The 24,587-nt window shown below is 45.3% G+C and carries 23 protein-coding genes and 1 pseudogene; 16 read left to right on the top strand and 8 right to left on the bottom strand.

Annotated features, from left to right (window positions below):
* Positions 1-119: 119 nt before the first annotated feature.
* Positions 120-1,187 carry an ABC transporter substrate-binding protein gene (locus HC643_RS32035; RefSeq protein ID WP_063779562.1) on the bottom strand — a complete coding sequence of 356 codons (1,068 nt, stop codon included), beginning with the start codon at positions 1,185-1,187 and terminating at the stop codon, positions 120-122.
* A 452-nt stretch (positions 1,188-1,639) separates the two neighbouring features.
* Here HC643_RS32035 and HC643_RS32030 point away from each other — a divergent pair, with 452 nt between their 5' ends.
* The 5 genes from HC643_RS32030 to cruF all read left to right on the top strand — a co-directional run bounded on the left by HC643_RS32030 (position 1,640) and on the right by cruF (position 6,707).
* Positions 1,640-2,605, top strand: a complete 966-nt coding sequence (locus HC643_RS32030; protein ID WP_038074280.1) for a TauD/TfdA dioxygenase family protein — start codon at positions 1,640-1,642, stop codon at positions 2,603-2,605.
* Positions 2,606-2,667: 62 nt separating this feature from the next.
* On the top strand, positions 2,668-3,447 hold the full coding sequence (locus tag HC643_RS32025) for a class II aldolase/adducin family protein (protein WP_038074282.1): 780 nt from the start codon (positions 2,668-2,670) through the stop codon (positions 3,445-3,447).
* 145 nt (positions 3,448-3,592) lie between these two features.
* Complete coding sequence (locus HC643_RS32020) at positions 3,593-4,777, top strand: LLM class flavin-dependent oxidoreductase (protein WP_038074285.1); 1,185 nt, start codon at positions 3,593-3,595, stop codon at positions 4,775-4,777.
* A gap of 81 nt (positions 4,778-4,858) precedes the next feature.
* Positions 4,859-5,038 carry a hypothetical protein gene (locus HC643_RS32015; RefSeq protein ID WP_153021427.1) on the top strand — a complete coding sequence of 60 codons (180 nt, stop codon included), beginning with the start codon at positions 4,859-4,861 and terminating at the stop codon, positions 5,036-5,038.
* Positions 5,039-5,813: 775 nt separating this feature from the next.
* A complete protein-coding gene (gene cruF / locus HC643_RS32010; RefSeq protein ID WP_038074288.1) occupies positions 5,814-6,707 on the top strand; it encodes a gamma-carotene 1'-hydroxylase CruF in 894 nt (297 codons plus the stop codon).
* 112 nt (positions 6,708-6,819) lie between these two features.
* On the opposite strand, the gene HC643_RS32005 is transcribed toward cruF, so the two are convergent.
* Positions 6,820-8,415, bottom strand: a complete 1,596-nt coding sequence (locus HC643_RS32005) for a B12-binding domain-containing radical SAM protein (RefSeq protein WP_038074291.1) — start codon at positions 8,413-8,415, stop codon at positions 6,820-6,822.
* Between the two features lie 595 nt (positions 8,416-9,010).
* Here HC643_RS32005 and HC643_RS32000 point away from each other — a divergent pair.
* Positions 9,011-9,253: a hypothetical protein gene (locus HC643_RS32000; protein WP_038074294.1), complete on the top strand. Its 243-nt coding sequence runs from the start codon at positions 9,011-9,013 to the stop codon at positions 9,251-9,253.
* A gap of 405 nt (positions 9,254-9,658) precedes the next feature.
* Complete coding sequence (locus HC643_RS31995; protein WP_038074297.1) at positions 9,659-10,486, top strand: acyl-CoA desaturase; 828 nt, start codon at positions 9,659-9,661, stop codon at positions 10,484-10,486.
* An 82-nt stretch (positions 10,487-10,568) separates the two neighbouring features.
* On the opposite strand, the gene HC643_RS31990 is transcribed toward HC643_RS31995, so the two are convergent.
* The 3 genes from HC643_RS31990 to HC643_RS31980 all read right to left on the bottom strand — a co-directional run bounded on the left by HC643_RS31990 (position 10,569) and on the right by HC643_RS31980 (position 11,559).
* A complete protein-coding gene (locus HC643_RS31990; protein ID WP_050046618.1) occupies positions 10,569-10,919 on the bottom strand; it encodes a hypothetical protein in 351 nt (116 codons plus the stop codon).
* Positions 10,920-10,935: 16 nt separating this feature from the next.
* The gene (locus tag HC643_RS31985) at positions 10,936-11,223 is read right to left on the bottom strand and encodes a hypothetical protein (RefSeq protein ID WP_202048676.1); all 288 of its coding nucleotides are present in this window, start codon (positions 11,221-11,223) and stop codon (positions 10,936-10,938) included.
* An 81-nt stretch (positions 11,224-11,304) separates the two neighbouring features.
* Positions 11,305-11,559, bottom strand: coding sequence for an RNA recognition motif domain-containing protein (locus HC643_RS31980; protein ID WP_038074300.1), 255 nt, complete (start codon positions 11,557-11,559; stop codon positions 11,305-11,307).
* 748 nt (positions 11,560-12,307) lie between these two features.
* On the opposite strand from HC643_RS31980, the gene HC643_RS31975 reads away from it, so the two are divergent.
* The 5 genes and pseudogenes from HC643_RS31975 (at position 12,308) to groL (ending at position 16,688) form a co-directional block, all read left to right on the top strand.
* Positions 12,308-12,862: a pentapeptide repeat-containing protein gene (locus HC643_RS31975; RefSeq protein ID WP_038074303.1), complete on the top strand. Its 555-nt coding sequence runs from the start codon at positions 12,308-12,310 to the stop codon at positions 12,860-12,862.
* A gap of 368 nt (positions 12,863-13,230) precedes the next feature.
* Positions 13,231-13,728, top strand: a complete 498-nt coding sequence (locus HC643_RS31970; RefSeq protein ID WP_050046619.1) for a response regulator — start codon at positions 13,231-13,233, stop codon at positions 13,726-13,728.
* 314 nt (positions 13,729-14,042) lie between these two features.
* Positions 14,043-14,249, top strand: a pseudogene (locus HC643_RS31960) (transposase); the annotation flags it as partial.
* A gap of 369 nt (positions 14,250-14,618) precedes the next feature.
* Positions 14,619-14,930 (top strand): co-chaperone GroES, encoded by a 312-nt coding sequence (gene groES, locus HC643_RS31955; protein WP_038074307.1) that lies wholly within the window; start codon positions 14,619-14,621, stop codon positions 14,928-14,930.
* Between the two features lie 117 nt (positions 14,931-15,047).
* Entirely contained in the window at positions 15,048-16,688 is a 1,641-nt protein-coding gene (gene groL, locus HC643_RS31950) for a chaperonin GroEL (RefSeq protein WP_038074309.1), read from the top strand.
* Between the two features lie 228 nt (positions 16,689-16,916).
* On the opposite strand, the gene HC643_RS31945 is transcribed toward groL, so the two are convergent.
* The 3 genes from HC643_RS31945 to HC643_RS31935 all read right to left on the bottom strand — a co-directional run bounded on the left by HC643_RS31945 (position 16,917) and on the right by HC643_RS31935 (position 19,744).
* The gene (locus tag HC643_RS31945; RefSeq protein ID WP_456320632.1) at positions 16,917-17,777 is read right to left on the bottom strand and encodes a DMT family transporter; all 861 of its coding nucleotides are present in this window, start codon (positions 17,775-17,777) and stop codon (positions 16,917-16,919) included.
* A gap of 229 nt (positions 17,778-18,006) precedes the next feature.
* Positions 18,007-18,807 carry an SDR family oxidoreductase gene (locus HC643_RS31940; protein ID WP_038074312.1) on the bottom strand — a complete coding sequence of 267 codons (801 nt, stop codon included), beginning with the start codon at positions 18,805-18,807 and terminating at the stop codon, positions 18,007-18,009.
* A gap of 25 nt (positions 18,808-18,832) precedes the next feature.
* Complete coding sequence (locus HC643_RS31935) at positions 18,833-19,744, bottom strand: NAD(P)-dependent oxidoreductase (protein ID WP_038074314.1); 912 nt, start codon at positions 19,742-19,744, stop codon at positions 18,833-18,835.
* Between the two features lie 531 nt (positions 19,745-20,275).
* Between HC643_RS31935 and HC643_RS31930 the strand changes: the two genes are divergently transcribed.
* The 4 genes from HC643_RS31930 to HC643_RS31915 all read left to right on the top strand — a co-directional run bounded on the left by HC643_RS31930 (position 20,276) and on the right by HC643_RS31915 (position 24,474).
* Positions 20,276-21,688: an amidase gene (locus HC643_RS31930; RefSeq protein ID WP_038074316.1), complete on the top strand. Its 1,413-nt coding sequence runs from the start codon at positions 20,276-20,278 to the stop codon at positions 21,686-21,688.
* Between the two features lie 229 nt (positions 21,689-21,917).
* Positions 21,918-23,360: an NAD(P)-binding domain-containing protein gene (locus HC643_RS31925; RefSeq protein WP_038074317.1), complete on the top strand. Its 1,443-nt coding sequence runs from the start codon at positions 21,918-21,920 to the stop codon at positions 23,358-23,360.
* Positions 23,361-23,457: 97 nt separating this feature from the next.
* Entirely contained in the window at positions 23,458-24,126 is a 669-nt protein-coding gene (locus tag HC643_RS31920) for a carboxylesterase family protein (RefSeq protein ID WP_038074320.1), read from the top strand.
* A gap of 6 nt (positions 24,127-24,132) precedes the next feature.
* Positions 24,133-24,474, top strand: coding sequence for a class I SAM-dependent methyltransferase (locus HC643_RS31915; protein WP_038074323.1), 342 nt, complete (start codon positions 24,133-24,135; stop codon positions 24,472-24,474).
* Positions 24,475-24,587: the final 113 nt, after the last annotated feature.

Here is a 24,587-nt window from a genome sequence, read left to right as displayed (position 1 = left end):
AAGTTGCGTTCGTACATCTTACTTTCTCCCGTGTCTCCTTTGTCCCATCAACACGTAATATCTTTGAACGCAACTCCGTATCATCAGAATTTTCTTTACAGAAGCCTCAAACTTAATAATTAGGCAAAAACAGGTTCCGGGAGATTCAAGGCTAATTTCTCAGCTTCGAGCAAGGGCTCTCGAACAATCCAAGCATCAAGATCGAAATCTGCTGGGATAAATCCCCACTTCAAAAGAAAGTCTTTATGTAACTTAAGTCCGGCAATCCATTCCTCTGATAAACTTGGTTGCAAGCGTTGATGCAACCTGGCTCCATAGGCTTTCCGAACTGCTTCTTCACCGCCCCCTGTTTCCTGTGAGACAATTCTAACCACCTCTTGAGCATGAGTTTCCGCCCATTTTGAGGTTTGCAAAAGACACACTAAGTACTGAACCACCAAATCTGGATGCTGTTCTACAAGATCCGCATTAACTGCGATCGTTCTGGGAGTACCGTTGTTCACGCGCACCAGAGGATCGGGATGATCTCCTAAATTGAAGACAACTTGAAAACCATGTTCGACAGTTAAATCCACACCAGGAGCACCTTTAGCATAGATAGCATCTACCTCACCTCGCAGTAAGGCTGTAACTTCTGCAGAATAAAAATTACTCCGCTCTACGTTAGTACTTCCCAGTTCTCGTAAGTCTGTTTGCTGGGCGTTGATATCTACAAATTGAACATCAGTTTCATTTAAATCAGCTAGCGACAGAGTGCTCAAGAAACCCCGCAAAGCCATTGCTCTGGAGAAGTCTATTTGACTTTCAATCCGATGTGGTAATCCCAACCTCCGCCCCCGCAAATCTGCTGGCTGAGCTATTTCTGAATTTGGTAGAGTGAGGATTGCTTGGTATTCATCTACCCAGGTTAAGCCAATAACGCGGGTATCCTTCCCAGTAGCCCGAGCCCAAATCGCCGGAATATTACCGCCCTCGCGAAACAACCCTTTGAGTTTGTGATCGTAATGAGACTCGCGAACAGAACGCTCTTCAGCAGCCCGTAAGGACTTGAAGGAAATACCATTTTTAGCAAAAGTCCGATCTAACCATCCTAAATCCAAAGCCACCCCGGAAATAGTAGGAACCGGACACCGGGTGTACCATAATTCACTAATTGCCAATTTTTCAGTTTTGCTGCTAGTTGACATAGGTTTAAGCTAAGCAAATAAGGAAAAGTTTTTACTGGATTTCATCTTGCTCTCGGGCACGAGCAAGTGTTTCGTAATTGTGCGTGCCCCAAGTGATAGGGCGGCTTTCTGCCTTACCCAACGTAGCGAGCGGGTTTTCTGGTGCTTTCAATGAATTGAGCACGACAGGAGGAAAGACACTGCACTGGGTTAATTTAATAATACGGTAATTTTATCAATTTATCGTATAATATATTTTTAGAGCTACGATCTAGAGTGTCAATGTTGTTTTGAGGAGTTCGGAGTTGTGCTTTAGCGAAGACAGCGCAACTCCGAACTTAAATGAGCAGCCCTCAATTTAAACTTGACAGAGTAGATTGCTACCTTTGATATCTTCCTTGCACTCGATCGCAACACAAAGGAAGTGAACGAGTGCGAACACCGTCCTATGGGTAAAACTTTGGATAATTCACATGAGCTACAACCATATTGAAGTCAAACAAGTAGCTGGTTTCATCGGTGCCGAGATCGGCGGGGTGGATCTTTCGCGTCCCCTGCATGATGATGCAGTTAAAGAAATTCGTCAAGCATTGTTAAAGTGGAAAGTCGTGTTCTTTCGCGGTCAGAACATCGATCGCGCCGCACAAATTGCGTTCACGGCTCGTTTCGGCGAAGTAACTTACGCACATCCACATGAGGATGAGCCGATTGAAGGCTTTGAACAAATACTACCCATTGACCGCAGCCGCTATGAGCGACGCAACGGTTTGCGCCGTTCCAGTTACGAGAACCGCTGGCACACGGATGTGACAGCAGTTGTTAACCCGCCTGCTGCGTCAATTTTGCGTGCAGTTGACGTTCCTAGCTTTGGTGGTGATACACAGTGGACTAATCTAGTTGCGGCTTATGAGGGTTTATCAGCACCTCTGCGGGCGCTAGCAGACACATTGAAGGCAGAACATCGCTTCAATGCACGTTTGCGACTATCCAGCAACAGCAAACTTGTTCAGCGCATTGCAGCCAATCCCCAGGTTTCCATTCACCCGGTGGTGCGAGTTCATCCGGAGACAGGGGAACGCGCACTGTTCGTGAACCCTGGCTTCACCTCGCACATTCTTGACGTGTCACCACAGGAGAGCGATCTCCTGCTCGAGTTATTCTTTAACCAGATTACTAAGCCCGCTTACACTACCCGCTTCCGTTGGAATAACGGTGATATTGCATTCTGGGACAACCGCGCCACCGCGCATTTAGCTCCCCAAGATATAGACCATATAGAAGTTGAGCGGGTACTCCATCGCACCACAATCACTGGTGATATTCCAGTTGGTCCCGATGGTTTCCGCTCGCAGGTGGTTGAAGGTGAGCCCTTCACTAGTGAATTACCAACTGTTTTGAAGAAGAATAACAAGAAGGTAGAAGCAACAGTGCATTCTTGATACCCTCGCTTGGAAGACCCCACGGGGGATTCCTAGAATTACTTTAGTAGGAGCTGAGAATTATGGTACAAACTTCTCTCGTCCGCAATGGTAGCTTGACAAAGCCACCAACCTTTACCTCTGTGGAAGCAGAGCGTCGCCATCGCCAAGAACGTTTAGCTGCTGCTTTGCGAATCTTTGCCCGCTTCGATTTTGCTCTCGGGCTAGCAGGACACATCACAGCTCGCGACCCCGAACTCACTGACCATTTTTGGGTAAACCCCTTTGGGATTCATTTCAGCCGGGTTCGTGTCTCCGACTTGATCTTGGTAAATCCTCAAGGTGAAGTTGTTCGAGGTAATGGCGCACTCAATCAAGCAGCTTTTGCTATTCACTCACAAATCCACGAAGCCCGCCCAGATATTATCGCTGCGGCTCATGCTCATTCCTTCTATGGCAAAACGTGGTCATCGCTGGGTCGATTGCTCGACCCCATTACCCAAGATTCTGCTGCCTTTTACCAAGATCATGCCTTATTTGATGATTTCAAAGGTATTGTGCTAGAGACAAGTGAAGGAAAACGCATTGCTCAAGCACTAGGCGATCGCAAAGCTGCGATTCTCCGCAATCATGGATTGTTAACCGTAGGACGCAGTGTAGACGAAGCTGCTTGGTGGTTCATCCGTCTAGAAGATGCAGCTAAATCTCAATTGCTAGCAGAAGCTGTCGGTAAACCCATTCTCATTGACCGCGACCTCGCCTTAGAGATTCAAAAACGTAACGGAACTCATGAAGCAGGTTGGCGCGGATTCCAGTATTTATGGGATGAAATTACTCATGACCAACCCGATTTATTGGATTGATGGAAATTGATGATTAATAGAATGAGCGAACGGGTGGATTGAGAAAGCTTTGCCAAGATTTAATTTTAACTCAACCATCTGTTGCATTCTTTTTTCAATTTGGTATAAAAACTTTGTTTAACCATCTGTACGCACAATTTGAACGATGACCCTTAGCCACTGCCCCGGTTCGATTGTCGGTTGGGATCGCTTTGCAGCCCCGACAGACTATCCCCTGAGCCCCCTCTCTCAAGCATTGCAGCAGCCTGTATTACTGGGGTTATTTCTGCCAATTCAGGCAGGTGGTTGGAGTGCTTCTAAATTACCACGCACGACTGACTGGAGCTTTGAATATAATAAGGCTCTAGTATTACACGCTGAGGCTTTGGGCTTTGACTTGGTATTTGCACTTTCACAGTGGCTACCCAAAGGTGGCTATGGTGGTGTGTTCAACGGCCAAGCTCTGGACTCTTTTATGACGACAGCAGCCCTAACAAGTTTGACACAGAAGATCCTGCTGATATCAACCATTCACGTGTTGTACGGACCAATCCATCCATTGCATTTAGCTAAGTATGGTGCAACGCTCGATCATATATCAGGGGGTCGCTGGGGCATCAATGTGGTGACCGGACACCGTGCTATCGAACATGAGATGTTTGGTTGGGATCGTATCGAGCACGATCGCCGCTATGAACTGGCAGCTGAGTTCATCGAAGTGCTGCAACGCTTGTGGGGTGACGACGAGAATTTCTCATTTGAGGGGAAGTCTTCGTGGAAACTTAACGGTGCTTTCGTTACACCGAAACCGAAATACGGTCGTCCAGTGCTTGTTAACGCTACAGGTTCAGACGCAGGCATATCCTTCGCTGCACGTTATTCTGACATTGTGTTTATCACTAGCCCAGGAGGTTCGGACTTCGCCAGTGCTATTGAGGCTCTACCCGCACACACACAAAGAGTCAAGCAAGCAGCACGCGATATTGGACGCGAAGTTTTAACGCTCCTCAATCCTATGGTAATCAGTCGGGAAACTGAACGCGAAACCTGGGCCTATCACGATGCTATAGTCGCCCACGCTGACTCAGATGCACCTTTAGGTTTTAGCAGATTTGACAGCGACGCCCATGCTTGGAAGGGTCGCCGGGGTATAGACGCACCGAAACGTCGGGCTATTGGTGGGAACATTGAGGTGATCGGTACGCCCGAGCAGGTGGTCGAGCAGTTCGTACAGTTGAAAAAAGCTGGAGTAAACGGCTTGCAATTGAGCTTTTTTGACTTTAAGGAAGACCTAGAATTTTTTGGCGATCGCATCCTACCCCTGATGAAACAAGCGGGTATCCGGTTATAGATTATACTCAATCTTTGTTTCTAACCCCTTCTAGCCTAGCAATTGGAAATTGTCTGAACTTTTGAACGAAGGATATAACCAATGAGCACAGATAGTCGTTTTTTCCTTGACCTCCCCTACAGCCAGATGAAGCACTATTTATTAAGTGTTTTGACTCCGCAGAGGATGGAAGGGCAAAGTTTGCTGCTCATACCGGATTTAACGCTCCCACAAGCCCTCTGGATACCCCACCACGTCAGAGTATTGAATTGCGAACAATAGTTTTTTATGAATAATTGAGCGAGCCAAAACTACCCTCAAATGTTTGATAAAATCACGTTCCAACTCAACTAGACGACCTCACCCAACGCATAGATACTCATGTAATTTGGGATAAGTTAGTCTTAAAAGAACAACAAATGCAAATCCTGCTTTAACAGGGTAACTCATGTACGCCAACGCTTGAAAGTTTATTCTGAGTGGGGCTTTGCTAGTAATAGTGGACGTGGTTTGGGTATCAGCGCCCTTCTGACGAAAACAACGTTGTAGTGCTAGGCTACAACGTTAGAGCATAAATAACATTCGCTGATTTATTAAGTTTAAGTGTGACAATTTCAAAAAAAATCAACAAGTAAAGACTTGAAGCACCAATCCAGCAGAAAACTAAGCAATTGTGAAGATGTTATGTTTAATTTGACACATTTATTTAGAACATGATTTAACTCTACAGAAGGATGAATTTTGACTAGAGCTATTATAGATTGTTGGTACTAATTTTTGTCACGAGAATAATACGTCTGTTCTATGAAAACTAGAAAAGAGCACCATCATCTTTGGCTATCGGACCTATGAATCGGGCGAGTGCTCCATCAATTGCAGGTAAGTAGTTCTACTCACCAGTCGTCCTAATTTTTCTAGGTTTTTACCTAACCCTCGGCTTAGCCCAAAAGGTCAAACTGCCTTCTAAGGCATAATCATCATGGATTGATTCATAACTCTAAAGTTGAAACGAAAACAGCCTCATTGTTTACAGTGCGACACTTTATAAGGAGTCTTCATGAAGCCGTTGGTTACTGTTGAGCGCCTCTGTCTCCTTGCTCACATTTTGTCACTGGTGTTTGGATTGGCAGGACTGCTGTTTGTATTGCCCAATCCTGCTTTGATTGCGACCTTACCGCCCATTGGTCAAATAGTGTTTGGCTGGAGCATGGTGGTCGGTGGCGTTGTCTACATTCTGTTGGGAGCCGCCACTGTTGCGATTTATGCTTGCCGAGTACTGGGCTGGCGAAATTGGCTGGGGTTTATGCTGCCAAGCGTGCTTTTGTCACTATGTAGTGAACTGCTGGGAACCAGCACAGGCTTTCCGTTTGGTCATTATCACTATTTGAGCGGTTTAGGTTACAAAATTGCCGGATTGGTACCATTCACTGTTCCGTTGTCCTGGTTTTATTTGGGGATGTCTGCCTATCTACTGGCGAGAGTTGGGCTGGAGGCTATGGGGGTTAATGGTTGGGTCAAGCAGTTGGGGGCGATCGCCCTGGGTGCCATTCTCCTTACCGCTTGGGACTTGGTCTTAGACCCTGCCATGAGCCAGACCCCTTACCCCTTCTGGGAATTTCTTGAGCTGGGACAGTTCTTTGGTATGCCCTACCGCAACTTGCTCGGCTGGTTAGGAACCGGAGCGCTTTTCATGTCCGTAGCAACGCTTTTCTGGCGTGACACTTTGACTAGACTGAGCCGTACTCAACTGTGGGTTCCGCTCTCGATCTACCTGGTTAACTTTGCCTTCGGAGCCATCATCACAATTAGTCAACTCGACAGCCAGTTCTGGATTCCCACAATAATGAGTGTTTTGTTGGGTGTGGTTCCCGCTGTTGCGCTATGGTGGGCTGCCGAGCCTACTGTTCCCCTATCCTCCTCACCCACTGTTGGTGTCCGAGCGGAGGTTTAGCGAAGAGATGCTGGTCTTATCTCTACAAGATTAAACCAGCATGACAGTTTACGGTAACTAGCAAACGCCATCTGATTGAGGAGCCATCCAAGCCTGAGATGTTTTGCTGTCCTCAACACCTACTGTTCCTGACAAGCATTGGTTCAAGCTCTCTTAGTACAGAGACGGATAGTGGATCGTAGCCTAGCTGTTGAGTCATCCGTTCTCTGGCTAAAATTCGGTACTCCCAAAAATGCTCTCCCGCAATACATAGCGCCAAATACATATTAAGAACTTGGGGCTTTCTCAGCAGAAGCGTCCATAGTTGTCGCCAAAACTGCCCTCGAATGTCAGGTCGTCGTAAGCCCTGATGCCAGACTAACTGGGCAATAAGTCGCAACTCCTTACCCAAGGGTAGTTGCATGGTTTGTGTTCGCCTTGCCGGAGGAACAATATTGAGGCACTGCTGAAAACATCGCCTCAGATAGTTCGCGGGTTCGTACAATGTCCAGAAGCCTTCAACATACTCTCTAGCAATTTCGGCAATGGGGCGGCTGGGAACAAAATTCATGAGGGTATTCTGGTCTCCCGTAGCCGTGACGCCGACGCCCTCAATTAAACGCTGTTCTGTTTGGAGTCGGTTCCAGAGGGCAGTGTTGGGCAAGGCTTGGAGGATACCTAGCATCGGTTGAGGAATACTAGTTTGTTCAACAAAGGCTTGAATCCGTTCACCCGCACCGGAGCGTTCTCCATCAAAGCCGAGGATAAACCCTGCATAAATTAGCAGTCCCGCAACGTTGATCTTGCGGCAGGCTTCTACTAGCGGGTTACGTGTATTTTGCATTTTGCGCGTCACGACGAGACTGTCTTGGTCGGGAGTTTCAATGCCGAGAAAGACAGCATAGAATCCTGCTTCTACCATCAGCTCTAGCAGTTCATCATCTTCTGCTAAATTCACAGAGGCTTCGGTCATGAAGGTGAAAGGATAGTTGTGTTGTTTCATCCAAGGAATCAATTCTCGTAAGAGGCGTTTGACATTGCGCTGATTCCCAATAAAGTTGTCATCGACAATGAAGAGTGACCCCCGCCAGCCTAAATCATAGAGGGTTTGCAACTCTGCTAAGGTTTGAAGAGGTTCTTTAGTGCGCGGTTTGCGACCGTAGAGGGAAATGATGTCACAAAATTCGCAATTGAAGGGACAACCGCGAGAAAACTGAATCGCCATCATAAAGTAGGCATCGCGCTCAAGCAGGTCAAAGCGGGGTATGGGGCTAGTCGTGACATCTGGTTTCTGGGTGGAGCGGAAGATTCCTTGGGCATGCCCAAGAGAGATCGCTTCGAGGAACTGCGGAACCGTTATCTCTCCTTCATCCAGGATCAGGTAATGCGCCCCAGAGTCAAGAGCATCTTGCGGCACAGACGTGGGGTAAGGTCCACCTACTGCCACCTTCTTGCCTAACCGCACTGCTTTTTGAATTAGGGCGTGGAAATCCGGTTTCTGCACCAGCATAGCAGAGAGAATAACCAGGTCGCACCACTCCCAATCTGCGTCTGTCTCTAGGCTGACATTGCGGTCATAAAATCTGATTTCCCAATCTTCTCTTAGGAGTGCTGCAACGGTAATAATGCCCAAGGGCGGAATGGCTGCTTTGAGTCCTGCCATTTCCATCGCACGATCGTAAGACCAAAAGGACTGGGGAAATTGGGGGTAGAGCAACAGTGTTTTCATACGCTCCTTCTTTTTAAGATTCTAAGTGCAGTTTTGGTCGATTGTGGTACAAGCGGATGCATAAAACTTTTTACAAAAATCGGATTATGCGACGCAAAAATCGACCATTCAAATCCAAATCCAGCATTTACGAAAGAGGTCTTATGACCGAACTAACGAGGTTGTATAGTAACTCTCTATACATCTCAATCAAATCATTATGAAGTTTTAATAAATTTGTCTTATCGTGTAAGTCAAAAATTATGAGTTGTTCATAAGTTAATTCCTCAAAACACTAACTATTTTCTATTTCCTTCAACATCTACTTAAAGAATGAATTCATAGAAACTTTTTGTAGAACTATGGCTATATTTTAAGACTTAATATTTCAGCTACTCCCTTCCCGCCAGAAGATTACCTACAATTATTTGTCCCTCTTGAGTTAGTGAAAACAACAGAAAAATCGGGCTATGGTTGAATGATATCTACTGTATGTAGTACGTTACTGCTGTCCCAGTTAAAGCTAACTTTTTTCCGCTCGCACTTCTACCCCCCGAACAGTTAGGTTATTTAAGACAGCGTTTTGCAACTAAAGCGAAGAAAGTTTCAGGAGACAATGAACAAACCAATCCTTGAAAAAATAGGCACTCTTTCTGAGTTTGGGACTCATACACCGTGGTATGTGGCGGTGCATCCCCATCCTCTACTTAAAAAAAAATACTCCTACGTGATTGCCATTCATTACGTATTAGAACGCAACCCAGTCCCCATTGCCGACTTTGATTCGTGCCTGTTCGGTTGCTACAGTACACCAGACCAAGCGCTGAATGCCGGAGTAGAGCAAGCCCAAAGTGAGTAATTCTGTGCTATGATAGTAAATGAGAAAAAATTAGGTGGCAGCGTTTGTTTTTAGTATTGACAGGCTTTTACCTTTTGGTCAAGACAAGTTTCTCTCCGAAACCTCTTATCTCAACACCCTGCGATTTCGGATACAATTTATGTCAATTTATCTAAATAATCTATCCTACAAGGTTTCACAACAGATCTGACATATTTTGTTAGTACAACAGTCTACCGTAAATCAGCTTAATCGCAATACGCTCGAGCATTGATGCCTGTGTTCAAGTACTGGAACTGAGGGCTTTTCGTTGTATTCGTGAATACAGACTTGCTAAAAATCAAGTTCTCCCATTGAGTAAAGGTGGCTTGAATATAGTGGCATCTATGATGAAGAGAATGGCAAATAAAATTTAAGGAATGATTTATGACAATACAATCAACTGTCTCTGAGAGTAAGGATCGCCTTGCTATCAGTTGGATAAGTGTTGCCTTTTTTGGTGCAATTCACGCCGTAGCTCTATCGGCTCCCTGGTTTTTTTCTTGGTCAGCTTTGGGAGTCATGCTATTTCTGCACTGGTTACTGGGTAGCATTGGTATCTGTTTGGGGTATCACCGACTTTTAACTCATCGGAGTTTTCAGGTGCCGAAGTGGTTGGAATACATTATTACTACTATTGGTGCGCTTGCCCTTCAAGGAGGACCTATTTTTTGGGTAGCAACGCACCGTTTGCATCACGCCCATACTGAAGATGAAGAGAAAGATCCTTATTCAGCAGCACGGGGTTTTTGGTGGAGCCATATGCTATGGCTTTTGTACCCACGCTCCGAGTTTTTCAACTACTCAAGTTATAAAAAATTTGCACCAGACCTTGAGCGTGACCTCTATTACCGTTGGTTAAATCGCAACTTCTTGCTCCTTCAAATTCCTCTAGGGCTGCTGTTGCATGTTTTGGGTGGATGGAATTTTGTGCTCTATGGCATATTTGTCAGGTCGGTATTGCTTTGGCATAGTACTTGGTTGATTAACTCAGCAACTCACTGCTTTGGATATCGTAATTTCTCTATTGATGATGGCTCTCGTAATCTTTGGTGGGCAGCGCTTTTAACTTATGGAGAAGGTTGGCATAACAACCACCACGCTCACCCAAATGTGGCTTCTTCGGGAGTGCATTGGTGGGAAATTGATGTCACTTGGTGGGCGATTAAAACTTTAAATACTGTGGGTTTAGCTAAAAAAGTTGTGTTTAGGTAGAACTGCGGCCCAATCGTTACTTGCACTATCGCGGCTACAAGAGCCGGCATTGCGGCAGTTTGGGCTTGCTCTACTCTGGCATTCAGTGCTTAGTTTCCCAGCACTTTGCCCAGATTTCCCAATAAAAATTGCACGTTTGTCTCTTGAGAACTGTGCCTAAATTGGCAAACAGACAGACGCTGCCTAGCCCCAATAAAATATACGTGGGAGCCATAACTACTCCCATCATAAACCAAGCAAATACATGCAGTATCATCAATAAAGCAAAGATACTGGCAATGAGAGCCGTTTGCCAGATATGAATAGCCGGACGATCCAACAGTGTAAAAATTATTGTTGATGAGGTAGCAAGCAGGTTCACTGGAATTAAAAAGGCACAAATGCCAATGCAGTAAGTGCTTGAGAATTCAGTTAAGGTGTTAAAGTCAAACATTAGTTTTCTCGCTCAGTTACCAAATTTCATATGGATGTTTGTCTTGAAACTCATGCAGAGGAGCAGAACTAGCGGAGCTAGTTCTGCACTTAGATATGTCCCAAACTGGCATTGTTTGATAACAATGGCTACAACGCCAGTAAATATCACCATGACTTATATGACGGAGTAACCCGTATGAACAGCAAGGACAACTATGATGACTCCACATAGATTGCCAGGTATATGTAGTTGTATTTTCTTGGCTGTTATCAGTGATACTATGAGTTAGTAATTCGCTCGATTTATTTAAGAAATCTGGCATTTTTTATCTCCTTTGTATTGTTGTCCGATACAGATTTTACAAAAGACAGTGGGACTCACTTATCGTTAAATTTACACGAATTTATGAAATGGTGTACTCAGTTTTAGCTCTATTAACCTTGAGGTAGCGTCCCATCCACTGAGTACCTCTTAGCTCCCGAATTGCTGCTGCTTCTTCAGCACCCGTTTCCATTTCAACAACGACAAATCCTTTCTTTACGCTAGTTTTCTGGTTTATATATACTTGAATTTTCTTAACAAACCCATGTTCGGAAAATATCTGCCTGAGGTCATTTTCTTCAAAATTAGAAGATAGATTACTCACATAAATTGACATAAAAAATCTCCAGAATCAAAGGATATAGAAATTCCGATTCGGAGAGGAGTTTATTAATAAGTCCAATCACATAGCCGGAAAGAATTTCTGATAACTTAATTATAGTCTAATACCCAAATATTTGTTGTAAAAATATCTCCTGGGGAAAATGGGGAAGCACATTAAGCAATCAGAAGAAAGGCTGACTAAGTAAGAGGCAAAACAAGAGGAGTTATTAGAGGGGATTTATAAAGGAGCACCGCTCATCTGAAGTCGTTCGTCTCCACTCAAACTTGGGGAGGTTATTTTTTATTTGTCTACCCAAAAGTAGGAGGCAAGCGGTACCAAAATTTGGAAAAAGTTCATGGGTAGAATTGGTTAGTCGCTCGATTTTACAAGCGTAATTAAATATTCCATGCTATGATACAACTAAAGAGAAATACTTTCGGCTAAGTGACTACGCCATAGACACATTGCCATAGACGCCTTCCCGGATCTAAATCTCTACACCCTATTAGGTTCGAGAGGTATTGTATGTCAGTTTATGTAGGTAATCATCAGAGGGAAATTTTATGCGGAAGAAAAACACCATCCAAAGCCTAGAACTGTAGCAAATAATCACCCAGTCTAAAGCTTTGCTCAACAAGCCTAAGTTGTTGGAGCCACAGCAACCGATTATCAGACTGAATACCGTTGACTAGCTGATGTGACAGACCATTACTAAACTTATTGACAAAATCTTTTAACGAAATTTAAGGAAACAAAAGATATGGATACTCAGGAACTTTTGAGACGATACGCATTAGGAGAACGGGACTTTAGCAACGTAAACTTGGTTCATGTGTGCTTAACTAATGCAAATTTGGTTGGGGCACACCTGATAGGAGCACACTTGATTCACGCAGACTTAAGAGGGGCAGACCTAACTGCTGCACATTTAAGTCAGGCAAAACTGAATGAAGCTTCCTTAGCTGATGCAAGAATGATTGACGTGTGCCTGGTAAGTGCAGAATTGGTTAATGCAGATTTGAGTGGGGCAAACTTGAAGCACGCAAATTTCAGTGGAGCAGACTTAAGCTGCGCCAAGCTAGGTGGAGCCAACTTAGAGGGAGCAGACTTAAGTAACGCGGACCTCAGGGGAGCAGATCTCAGAGGAGTAGATTTGAGTGAAGCCAACTTAAAGGGGGCAAAGCTAGATGGGGCAGACTTAGATGGGGCATATCTAGATAACGCAGACCTAAGCGAAGCAGAAATTGCAGGGGCAAATATGAGGGGTACAGGATTGAGTGGAGCAAAGATGCCCGACGGAACAGTTCACTACTAAGGGATAAAGTTGCTGTAGCGCTCTAAACCTAGCATCTGAGCGCTTAGGCTTGAGATAAAGAAGGGGAGAACGTAGTCCTGCTACCCGACTACAGTCTTGCCTAGTGGCCTGTCACATCAACTTTGCGCTCTTGGAGCAATCTTTAAATTCTTCTTTTTTTCTCTTCCTTCGTGCTCTTCGTGTCTATGTCCTATGTCCTTACGGACACGCTACGCGAACGTACACGCTTTGCAAACGTGGTTTTTTCACTCGTCAATTTTGAGTTGACAGAGTACTAGTACAGCGCGGCGTAAATAAGGCAACCATTAGTAACAGATAAAAAGCTTATAAGAAAAGCTTTTGCGAAGATAAAATCATTGCAGAAAATTATGTATTCTGACAATTCCACAATTTTAATAGTAGAAGACAGTCCATCTGATGCATTCTTTATTCAACTTGCTTTTGAGAAGGTGAATTTAACTCATTCTGTTCGGATTGTCCATGATGGTGATGCCGCAGTCAGCTATCTTAGCGCTGCGGGTGAATACGCAAACCGCCAACAGTATCCAATGCCTTCTTTAATGCTGTTAGATATTAACTTGCCTCAGCGTTCAGGTCTTGAAGTCCTCGAATGGATACAGCAACAGGCACATTTAAAACACTTGTTGGTCGTCATGCTAACTTCTTCCGAACTCGATAGCGATATCAACTCTTCTTACGAATTAGGAGCTAACTCTTACCTAATTAAGCCTATAGGAATATATACCCTAGAGCAGATGGTGAAGACCTTTAGCCAGTACTGGCTTCTTCTCAACAAAATGCCAACAGAAAGCAAGGCGGCATCGCCGCTCAATGGCTATGGTTGCACTCAGGCTGATTGGCACTAGTTCGCCGTTGCTTAGGTCGGCCTTAGCCCAAATTCGCACCCGATTGTTGGGCAACAACTTTAACTCGATGGCGTCAAAAGAAACCAACTCATTGGTAGATATGTCGGATAAGGCAGGCAAGAAGAGGTTCACCAGACGCTTTTTCACCCTTGTCCATTAATGGTCGATAAATAAAACAAATCTTTAAAATTCAGGGTTCTTGCGTACTTAACGTGCTAAAATGTTAAGATCATTATCTCTATTCTCAGAAAAATCAGTTATGAAAAGAGTCTTGACCGAACTATTAAATTTGCATGAAAAAGAAAGCTGAACCATATTATCAAAAAAGTGTACAGACAATTCAACGGTGGTTTGGAGAAATCGTCAGATATTTTGACCGAGGGACTACCAGTGGAGTAGTAGAAGGAATCAATAATAAATTGAAGTTAATCAAGAGAAGTGGATTTGGATTTAAAAATTTTCGTAATTTTGAGATTAGAGCTTTATTAGCTTGGCATTATCCTATCAATTTAGCACGTTAAGTACGCAAGAGCCGACTTTTTAGACCCTATATAGCACTTGCTAAAGGCAAGTGCTAATTCTTGTTCTATGCTGCTTGATTTTTACAAGACTATATGACATCATACTTAATATACCAAAAACCAGTATTCCGATAGATTTACTGGTCTTTAAATTTGAGTTACTAGCAATTTCTAACATTGCTCGCTATTCATCAGGTTGGTTTCATCAAACAATTGTCCTCACCTAGTGTTACATTTGCGAAACACAACCCATGATGAATTTTCTTTCTGCTGGCTTAATTTCCCCTTGAGCAAATATCCGTCTGCACCAGTTCATAGCCTAATTACACTCATTCGTTTACCTTAATTTGTGAATTTGGAGAATTTTATATGCCATCTATAACGTTGAGCGTATCTACTGTTAAGCCTCTGGGCGATCGGGTTTTTATCAAAGTCAGTGAGTCCGAAGAGAAAACAGCGGGCGGCATTCTTCTGCCTGATAGTGCTAAGGAAAAGCCGCAGGTGGGTGAAATTGTTGCAGTTGGTCTTGGCAAGCGCAACGATGACGGTACCCGTCAGACAATTGATATTGCAGTTGGCGATAAGGTTCTCTACGCCAAGTACGCTGGAACCGATGTCAAACTAGGTACGGAAGAGTATGTCCTGTTATCTGAGAAGGATATTCTGGCAGTTGTTTCATAGTCAACAGTCATGAGTTATTGGCGATTCTGTATTCCACAAGCCAAATAGCGAATGACGGACAACCGACGACAGTTGCAATCGATTGATTTACAAACTATAGAGAGAACTTGAATTACTATGGCAAAGCGCATCATTTACAACGAAAATGCTCGTCGTGCTTTAGAAAAAGGAATTGACATTCTAGCTGAAGCAGTTGCTGTGACTCTCGGTCCTAAAGGTCGTAACGTGGTTTTGGAGAAGAAGTTTGGTGCTCCTCAAATTGTTAATGACGGAGTCACTATAGCTAAAGAAATTGAACTGGAAGATCATGTTGAAAACACTGGTGTGTCATTAATCCGCCAAGCCGCTTCCAAAACCAATGATGCAGCTGGAGATGGCACTACAACTGCAACTGTTTTGGCTCACGCCATTGTCAAAGAAGGATTGCGAAACGTTGCAGCTGGTGCAAACGCCATTCAACTCAAGCGTGGTATCGATAAAGCCACAGGTTTTTTGGTAGATAAGATCAAAGAACATGCACGTCCCGTTGAAGACTCCAAAGCCATTGCCCAAGTTGCTGCTATTTCTGCCGGAAACGATGAAGTCGTAGGCGCTCTCGTTGCCGAAGCATTAGATAAGGTTGGCCGTGAAGGGGTGATTTCTTTAGAAGAAGGCAAATCAGTCACCACCGAATTAGAAGTGACAGAAGGGTTAAACTTTGACAAGGGCTATATTTCTCCCTACTTTGCAACGGATGCTGAGAGATTGGAAGCAGTACTGGATGAGCCTTTCCTTCTGTTAACCGATAAGAAAATCGCTTTGGTACAAGATTTAGTACCAATTCTCGAACAAGTGGCGCGTCAAGGCAGACCCCTGGTGATTATTGCTGAAGATATTGAAAAAGAAGCTTTGGCAACTTTGGTTGTTAACCGCTTGCGTGGGGTGCTGAATGTAGCTGCTGTCAAAGCACCTGGATTTGGCGATCGCCGTAAAGCTATCTTAGAGGACATTGCCATTCTTACGGGAGGACAATTGATTACGGAAGATGCTGGTTTGAGGTTGGATGCCACCAAACTTGAGCAACTCGGTAAAGCTCGTCGGGTTACTATCACCAAAGATAGCACCACCATTGTTGCCGAAGGTAACGAGCAAGGTGTGAAAGCTCGAGTAGAGCAAATCCGTCGGCAAATTGAAGAAACCGAGTCTTCCTATGACAAAGAGAAGTTGCAAGAACGTTTGGCGAAACTCGCAGGTGGCGTTGCAGTTATTAAGGTAGGCGCTGCTACTGAAACCGAACTCAAAGATCGCAAACTGCGTCTGGAAGATGCCATTAACGCTACCAAAGCTGCTGTTGAAGAAGGTATTGTTCCTGGTGGTGGCACGACGCTGGCACATCTGGCTCCTGGTTTGGAAGAATGGGCAAAGTCTACCCTAGTGGGTGAAGAATTAACGGGGGCGTTAATTGTATCTCGGGCACTGGCTGCTCCTTTGAAACGGATTGCAGAAAATGCAGGTCAAAACGGTGCAGTCATTGCGGAGCGGGTAAAAGAAAAGGACTTCAATGTGGGTTACGACGCAACAACGGGCGAGTTTGTAGATTTGTTTGACGCTGGGATTGTTGACCCCGCCAAAGTAACTCGTTCCGCCGTGCAGAATGCAGCATCAATTGCAGGCATGGTGCTCACCACCGAAGCAATTGTAGTTGACAAACCAGAACCGAAGGATAATGTTCCAACCGCACCAGGTGCTGGCGGCTTGGGTAACGACTTTGATTATTAATCGTTATCTCAACTAGTCAATTCCTCATTTAACATTCCCCGATCTCTCTTTCCCAGTCTCCGCTGGGAATGCAGAGACCGAAGCTCTGCCTCACCGTAGACGAGGCGGAGCTCGGAAATACCTTCAAATCGCCAGGGAATGAAGTGAGGGATCGAAGCCACCATTGACCAACAGTATCCTTGCAGGCGAGCGGTTGAGGATCGAGTCTGTTTCGATATCCAGCTCGCATTATATTATCTCGTTTCTCCTTTGAATCCACCTTTCTCCACTTAGCAACGCGATCCCCAAGGTGACGACACCAATTCCAACACTCTGAATCAAGTTTAAAGTTTCGCCAATGATTGCCCATGCAACTAAAGCCGTTAATGCTGGGCTGCTAGAGCCGATAATAGAAGCAGTATTTGCACCGATCGTGCGAATCCCTAAATTGTTGAGAGTGTGTCCGATAAAGCTAATCAAACCCGAAAAAATACTGCCAATCCAGATAGGTGTCCAGTCAAGCTGGGTTACAGAAGGTGGAAAGAACAATAAGCTAACACCGGAGAGCAGCAAAGTTAAGGCAAAACTAATCCATGTGAAGGGAGCAGGATGAAATTTTTCCAAACATATTTGGGCGATAACGTTATAAAAGGCGTAAATTACCCCAGCCATAATGCTTGCAAAAATTCCAATAGCAATGCTGTGACTGCTGTAAGTTGCTCGATCTTGAGGAATGGTGAGAACTCCACCCACCAAAATAATACCCATCACTAGCCAACGGAAAAGTGTAGGGCGATCGCCAAAAAACCGCCACGACAGTAGTGCTGTAAATACAGGATAGGAGAAGAAGAGGGTGAGTGCAATTCCAGTAGGAATCAAGCCAATCGCGATGTAAAGAGAGGCAATATATAAAAACATAAGTACTCCACAGCCAAAGGCTTGGAGCATAACGTCTAAGCGTTCTCGCCTGAATAAGCTTTGGAATTCTTGAGGAGCAGATGGATAGAGTTTAAATGCTACAGCCGCCATAAGTGGAACCACTAATAGCATTCGCATAAACATCAGTAAAAATGAATTCTGCAGATCGGGTTTAACGTATCCGCCAAGCAAAAAGAAACTCAGAACGAGATGTTCTGAAAACAAAACTCGGACAGTAACGTTGTGAAATGACAAGAACAAGGAGGATAAAAGAACTGTCAGGATGCCCAACAAAGCCAGAAGTTTCCTTAGTAGCAACTCTTGTGCTTTACCACAGCCACGGCATCCCCGACAACAGTACCCGATAGTGTCTCAATCACACTACTCCGGTTATCAGTCATTCATTAACAACGATCGCACTTCAAACGCCTGGAGTCTGCCCTCCATCAACAAGAATCTCTGCGCCTGTAATCGAAGCAGCGAGATCGGACACTAAAAAGAGTGTTAATGCAGCAATTTCTTCTGGCTGAGCAATTCTCTTGAGAGGAATTCCTTGTAGGGTTTCTGCTTTTGCCTGTTCAACTGTAATTCCACGCGCTTGGGCGTTTTGTTCTGCCAAGCGTTCAGCCCGTTCTGTAGCAGTAGCTCCGGGCGAAATGGCATTAATCCGAATGTTGTACTCGGCTAATTCTTTAGAGATTCCTCGTGTGAAGTTAAGCAAAGCAGCGTTCGTGGTACCACCAGGTAGGAATCCAGGACGGGGTGTCCGACCTGCACCACCAATGATATTGACAATCCGTCCATCGCGCCGATTTTTTTGGTGCGGAACAACGGCTTTCACCAGGCGAATGTAGCCCAATAATTTTAAGTTCCAAGCATCTAGAAATACATCATCGCTCAGGTCAAGGAAAGACCCCGCACGAGCAGAGCCTGCATTATTGACTAAGATATCAATTTGTCCAAACTGTTCCAGTGTGGTTGAGACGACTTTATCAACACTTTCTGCTTGCGTGAGATCGGCAGCGATCGCAATGACTTTCGCCCCTGGTGTTGGTAGAGACTGGATAGCACTGACTGCATTTTCCAATCGCTCTGGGTTTCGCGCTGCAATAACAACATTCACACCTTCACTGTAGAGGGCTTTGGCAATGGCTAAACCAATGCCTGCACTACCACCCGTGACAATTGCCGTTTTACCTGATAGTTGTAGTTCCAAGCTCATGAGATCGATTCCTATATTTGGTGGTCTAACTTTGTACTGTCTGCAACTGACTCTCTGCTGTCAAAGTTTCTTGGGAAAGAGTTGTAATGATATCTTCGAGCGCTCGATTGCTATCCCTTTCTTCTGGTGTTTCTTTACCCAGAGACGTTTCTTTGACCAGGCGGTAAACCTCAGCCGCTCCTTGGAAAATTCGCTCTGTCAATTCTAACCCTTCAAAGGTTTCTGCTATTTCTTCCATTTCCCCGATCCACCGATGTGCTTTTGGTGTCATGGATGGAATGGAACGAGAGAGTATTTTGGCTAGTTCTGGTTGGCTATTCGATACTTCATCCCAGAGTTGTTCGTCCAAATCAAGGCGATGGGCTGCAATGAGTAATTCTGTGCCAATTGCTGTCAGTCCTTTTGTTAGAGCTGCGTAGCATATCTTCAAACCAGAAGCACGACCAATTTCATTTCCGATCGCTCGTATATCTAATCCATACTCGCGCAATTGTTGGAATTTAACTGCCTCTTTTCCGGATGCATAGATACGGGTGCGGTTAGGCACTCGTGGAGGCGGACCAATAATTGATGCATCGACAAATTGTCCGCCCTTGGATTCAATAATGCGGGCAATACTTTTGACTTTCTGGGGTGATATAGCGTTACAGTCAACGTATAAAATGCTTTTACCAAGACTGCTGATAACCTCAGCAACTTGTTCTGCTGCTTGAGTTGCGGCGGCGGGTACTAAAATGGATAGCACTACATCTGATTCAATCACCAGTTTCTCAAGAGAACCAACATCCCGGACCTTGGCAGAGGCGGCTAATTGTCGAGTGCGATCGCTCCGTTCGTTCAAAGCAGCAATCGTCTCCAGTCCGTTTTGATTGAGTACAGCTGCTACTGCCTGTCCCATGTCACCCGGACTTAAAATACCAACAGTTTGAATTTGCATGGAAAGCTTGATTCCAAAATGCTAGTCAAAGAGTACTACCGTGCTTTGTTGGACTCAGCTCCGTGTACTGGTATTCAGCATGGGTTTGGAGCTAGAGTTATAAACTATAATACGGTAAACTAATAAATAAACTGTATTTTTGATTAACAAGAACTTACCACAAATCTATTTTAGGAAGCAAGCCACTCAATGACTCAAAAAGCAGAAGTATTTCGCTTGACTGCTTACAGCAAATTTCAACCTGGTGAGGTACAAAAATTACCCCCCTCTGTCCCCCCTTACCAAGGGGGGATGAAAGGGGGGTGTACCTCATGAGACTGAGAAAGGCTATATAAAAGTCAAGGCATATATGTGTAAACGTCGGATCGCGTAGCGTGTCCGTTGGACATAGGAGATACCTGGAGGGTAGGGTTTTATTCTCCGTTGGCAAAAGATACACGGAAGATAGAGTATGACTTATTACTTTAAATACTTATTCCTCCCTTCTGCGCTCTGTCTTTCCCAAATAATTTAGTGGATAAAAACTAAAATATGTCAGAAATTACCGATTTTTCTGCTTCTCAACTCTTATCCCTCTATCGAGAGCGCCAACTGTCACCACTAGAAGCAACCAAAGCTGCTCTAGAACAGATTCATACTTACAATCGCTCAGTGAATGCTTTTGCGATCGTAGATGAAAAGACTGCCCTTGCCGAAGCCCGTGCCTCAGAAGTGCGTTGGCTAAATGGAAATCCGCTTGGCTTGGTAGATGGCATACCCTTTACTGCCAAAGATTTACTGTTAACGAAGGGATTACCAACGCGCCGGGGAAGTCAAGCGATTACCGCCAATCAACCTTGGGACGAAGATGCACCTGCTGTAGCTCGTTTGCGCGAACAAGGAGCAGTATTACTGGGAAAAACCACAACTTCGGAATTTGGTTGGAAAGGTGTTACCGACAGTCCCCTCACTGGTATCACCCGCAATCCTTGGAATACAGATCTGACTCCCGGAGGTAGTAGCGGCGGGGCGGCTGTTGCTGCTGCGTTAGGAATGGGAACGCTCCATTTAGGTACCGATGGTGGAGGATCGTCAAGAACACCCGCAGCGTTAACGGGGGTGTTTGGTTTCAAACCAACTTTTGGATATGTAGCTGGATATCCATCAGCCCATACAAGAACTTTGTTTCATATAGGGGTTCTTGTTCGCACTGTGATTGATGCAGCAGTCACCTTAAATGTCATTGCCCATCCTGATGTCCGCGATTGGTATGCTTTACCAGATAATCGACAGGACTACACTTTTGATTTAGATCGAGGTGTGGCGGGATTGCGAATTGCTTACAGTCCCAACTTTGGCTACGCCGATGTTGAGCCGGAAGTCGCCACCCTCGTGAAAGCCGCAGTTGATGTTTTTGCTAAACTAGGTGCTGCGATTGAAGAAGTCGATCCGGGTTTTGCTAATCCCCGTGGTATTTTTCAAACCTTATGGCAGGCGGGTGCTGCTAAGTTACTGCGTGGTTTTAGCCCAGCACAACAAGCTGTGATTGAAGAAGGCTTGCAAGGTATTGCTAAAGAAGGCGATCGCATAACTCTAGCAGAATATCTCAGCGCCCAAGATGCTCGCGAAGCTCTAGGAAGGCATTTGCAGCGCTTTCACGAAAACTATGATTTACTGATTACTCCCACCTTACCTATAGTTGCCTTTCCTGTCGGACAAAATAGACCCCAGTCGTATATTGACAAGCCGCAACGAGATTGGTCTCCGTTTACATATCCTTTTAATCTCACGCAACAACCTGCTGCCTCTGTACCTTGTGGCTTTACTAAAAACGGGTTACCTGTCGGTATACAAATTGTCGCTGCTAAATACCGAGATATACTAGTCTTGCAAGCAGCTAGAGCTTACGAAACTGTTTTTCCTTTCATCATGCCTTCAAAATTGAATACAAATTTATTTCAGTAATTTTATCTAACAACGATTAACGTTACCTCAAACTATCGTCTTACCAATCCAAATTATTTTGCAATAATTAATGTTTGATATACTAATAATTCGTGTATCATACAATTATGTTTCGCAGTACATATTTTGTGTGTGTGTTGTGTAAGAAAAAAACATAAAGATTATTACCCCTCTTCCCTTCTTTAGATAACAAGGACACACCCACGGTCTTTCACCCAGAGAGAGCAACATGACAACAACGACTGACCACGATTTTGGCGCTCGCGAGGCACTACGCTTACTGGGTCCCGATCCAGAAAACTGGGTGAGCGATCGCCCAGGCATCGACCACAACGTCACAATAGTAGGTGGTAGCGGCAGTGGGAGCACCTTCGCATTTGCGCTACGGCGTGCAGGCATCGGTCGCGTGACAACGATTGACGCAGCTGAGGACGAAACCCAAGCAGGAGTGTGGCTCACACGAGCGCGGATGAAAAAGCTACGCACGCCAAAGAACCTACCCGGTCCCGAACTGGGTATCCCGGAACTATCCTTCCAATCCTGGTATGAGGCGCGACATGGTGCTGAAGCTTATGCAGCGCTGGATCGCATTCCACGAGTAAAGTGGGCTGAGTACCTCAATTGGTATCGGCAGTTCCTGGGCATTTCAGTTCGGTACCGGACAAAGCTAGTGCGGGTTGAGCCAGCAGAAGGCTTCTTTCGCCTGCACCTTGAGGTGAACGGTACCCGGCAGGTGGAGACTACACGTAAGATTATCTTCGCCAACGGCGTAGCAGGTACTGGCGGTCCTTACATACCACCCGTACTCGCTAATTTACCACGCACGCTGTACGCACATACTGCTGATGCAATCGACTTCGACGCACTGCGAGGTAAGACTGTGGCAGTGCTAGGTGCTGCAGCCTCAGCTTTTGACGCAGCAGGAGTAGCGCTAGAATCAGGAGCAAAGGCAGTACATCTGTTTGCACGGCGCTCGACCATTGCATCCCTGCCAGTAATTCGGGTGCGGGGTTACCCCGGTGCTTACTACAACTATCCACAACTGCCAGATGCAGCTCGCTGGTTCCAAGCTTGGCGCTTTCGACAAGCAGGCTCTACACCTCCACCTGATGCGATTGAGCGTGCGATCGCGTTTTCTAACTTCCACCTCCATCTGTCTGCACCTTGGAAAACGGCGCAGGAAAAGGGCGGTCGTATTGTCGCTCAGGTAAACGACGATACTTTCGAGTTTGATTTTGCCATCGCCGGCACTGGTTACTTTGTCGATCCGACAAAGCGTCCCGAGCTAGCCGACTTTGCCCATCACATCGCTCTCTGGCGCGATCGCTACGAGCCCCCATCCGACCAGCGCAACGACGATTTAGGGACGCATCCCTACCTCGGTAGCGCTCACGAGTTCTTAGAAAAAATACCTGGTACCGCGCCCTACCTCAAAGACATTCATGTCTTTAACCCGGCAGGCTTCGTGAGCTTCGGTTTGCCTATCGGTGACGTACCTAGCATCCGGCGTGACGTACCAGCAATAGTAGGGCGTATCAGTCATGACTTGTTTTTTACCGACTGGGAGCAGCACGAAGCACGCATTACCAGCGACAACATCGCGCCGGACTTTCAAGATTCACTGTATGCCAAAGCAGTGTGGAAACAGCCAACAACAGTGGCAGTTAGTTAGTAGAGAGGACTGGAGACAAGGGAGACAAGGGGGACAAGGGGAAAATAGCAATCCCCAATCCCCAGTCTAAAATTTCCAACTTTAAGGAGTTACGACTATGCCAGTAGAAAAACGCTCATATGAGAGTAGCAATGGTTCTTTGCCTTATCTTTTTTCGTCGGTTGCTGACAATGCCAGTCAACCCGCGCCTCTGGTACTTTTTCTGCATGGAGCCAGAGATCGCGGTGACGATCTCAATGTGCTGCTGAAATGGGGTCTACCTCGTTTTGTAGATGTGTCAGGTCCATTACCCTATATTTTCGCAGCGCCTCAACTTCCTGAAGGACAGACTTGGGTGGAGCGAGAGTCAGATGTCATTGCTTTGCTCGATAATCTCATCGCCTCTCATCCCATCGATCCGTCTCGTATAATCTTGTCTGGGTTCAGCTTAGGTACGGCTGGAGCTTGGCATATCGCCGCTTCCCATCCCGGACGCTTTGCTGGGTTGGTAGCAGTATCGGGTCGCGTACCCAAGACATTAGAAGAAACTCAATTAGCTGCACTTAAAGAAATTCCCATCCAGATATTCCAAGGTGGAAAAGACGAAAAACTACCAATTGAGGATACAGAGTCTATTGTCGCTACTCTACGCGGGTTGGGTGGAACAGTAGATTTTACTCTACTCCGTGATGGCGATCATTTTATTGCCGATGAAGTATACGGCGATCCAAAGTTACAAGAGTGGCTGGTTTCACAAAGCCGTCACAACACTGCCTTAGTTGTCTGATACATTATGTCTTACGCTCAATCCGACTTCTGGAACCAAGCCTTCGCTAAATGGAAGGATGCTGGCACCGATCTAGATTGGGGAACTCAATGGACGAATGTTCATCTTCCGTTCCTTAAGTCTGCCAATGTTAAAACCGTACTTGACCTTGGTTGCGGGTCGGGTAATGACGTGTTACGTCTTGTACAACAAGGTTTTACAGTCATTGGTATGGATTTTTCAGATGAGGCAGTGCGACAAGGACGCGAGAAAGCAAAAAAGCTAGGACTAAACGCACAGTTTGTCATTGCAGACATGGCAAAACCTTTGTCATTTCAGAGTGCAAGCTTTGATGGCAATACAGCCTAACTAACTTGCGATCGCAATCTTTACTGAAGAAACTCATAGCATTTTGGATTTTAGATTTCAGATTTTGAATTGAGAAAGTCTTTTCTAGACTGCATTTCAATGAACTATCTGTC

The sequence above is a fragment of the Tolypothrix bouteillei VB521301 genome (assembly GCF_000760695.4).
Classification (GTDB): Bacteria; Cyanobacteriota; Cyanobacteriia; order Cyanobacteriales; family Nostocaceae; genus Scytonema; species Scytonema bouteillei_A.
This window is presented reverse-complemented; position numbering and strand designations above follow the sequence as displayed.

Bases quoted from the DNA above. Each gene is read 5' to 3' on its own strand.
- HC643_RS31985 (WP_202048676.1), bottom strand. From the start codon at position 11,223: ATGCCAGATTTCTTAAATAAATCGAGCGAATTACTAACTCATAGTATC.
- HC643_RS32000 (WP_038074294.1), top strand. From the start codon at position 9,011: ATGAACAAACCAATCCTTGAAAAAATAGGCACTCTTTCTGAGTTTGGG.
- HC643_RS31975 (WP_038074303.1), top strand. From the start codon at position 12,308: ATGGATACTCAGGAACTTTTGAGACGATACGCATTAGGAGAACGGGAC.
- HC643_RS31980 (WP_038074300.1), bottom strand. From the start codon at position 11,559: ATGTCAATTTATGTGAGTAATCTATCTTCTAATTTTGAAGAAAATGAC.
- HC643_RS31940 (WP_038074312.1), bottom strand. From the start codon at position 18,807: ATGAGCTTGGAACTACAACTATCAGGTAAAACGGCAATTGTCACGGGT.
- HC643_RS31935 (WP_038074314.1), bottom strand. From the start codon at position 19,744: ATGCAAATTCAAACTGTTGGTATTTTAAGTCCGGGTGACATGGGACAG.
- HC643_RS31920 (WP_038074320.1), top strand. From the start codon at position 23,458: ATGCCAGTAGAAAAACGCTCATATGAGAGTAGCAATGGTTCTTTGCCT.
- HC643_RS32020 (WP_038074285.1), top strand. From the start codon at position 3,593: ATGACCCTTAGCCACTGCCCCGGTTCGATTGTCGGTTGGGATCGCTTT.
- HC643_RS31930 (WP_038074316.1), top strand. From the start codon at position 20,276: ATGTCAGAAATTACCGATTTTTCTGCTTCTCAACTCTTATCCCTCTAT.
- HC643_RS32025 (WP_038074282.1), top strand. From the start codon at position 2,668: ATGGTACAAACTTCTCTCGTCCGCAATGGTAGCTTGACAAAGCCACCA.
- HC643_RS32035 (WP_063779562.1), bottom strand. From the start codon at position 1,187: ATGTCAACTAGCAGCAAAACTGAAAAATTGGCAATTAGTGAATTATGG.
- groL (WP_038074309.1), top strand. From the start codon at position 15,048: ATGGCAAAGCGCATCATTTACAACGAAAATGCTCGTCGTGCTTTAGAA.
- HC643_RS31990 (WP_050046618.1), bottom strand. From the start codon at position 10,919: ATGTTTGACTTTAACACCTTAACTGAATTCTCAAGCACTTACTGCATT.
- HC643_RS31970 (WP_050046619.1), top strand. From the start codon at position 13,231: ATGTATTCTGACAATTCCACAATTTTAATAGTAGAAGACAGTCCATCT.
- HC643_RS32005 (WP_038074291.1), bottom strand. From the start codon at position 8,415: ATGAAAACACTGTTGCTCTACCCCCAATTTCCCCAGTCCTTTTGGTCT.
- HC643_RS32030 (WP_038074280.1), top strand. From the start codon at position 1,640: ATGAGCTACAACCATATTGAAGTCAAACAAGTAGCTGGTTTCATCGGT.
- HC643_RS31925 (WP_038074317.1), top strand. From the start codon at position 21,918: ATGACAACAACGACTGACCACGATTTTGGCGCTCGCGAGGCACTACGC.
- cruF (WP_038074288.1), top strand. From the start codon at position 5,814: ATGAAGCCGTTGGTTACTGTTGAGCGCCTCTGTCTCCTTGCTCACATT.
- HC643_RS31995 (WP_038074297.1), top strand. From the start codon at position 9,659: ATGACAATACAATCAACTGTCTCTGAGAGTAAGGATCGCCTTGCTATC.
- groES (WP_038074307.1), top strand. From the start codon at position 14,619: ATGCCATCTATAACGTTGAGCGTATCTACTGTTAAGCCTCTGGGCGAT.
- HC643_RS32015 (WP_153021427.1), top strand. From the start codon at position 4,859: ATGAGCACAGATAGTCGTTTTTTCCTTGACCTCCCCTACAGCCAGATG.
- HC643_RS31915 (WP_038074323.1), top strand. From the start codon at position 24,133: ATGTCTTACGCTCAATCCGACTTCTGGAACCAAGCCTTCGCTAAATGG.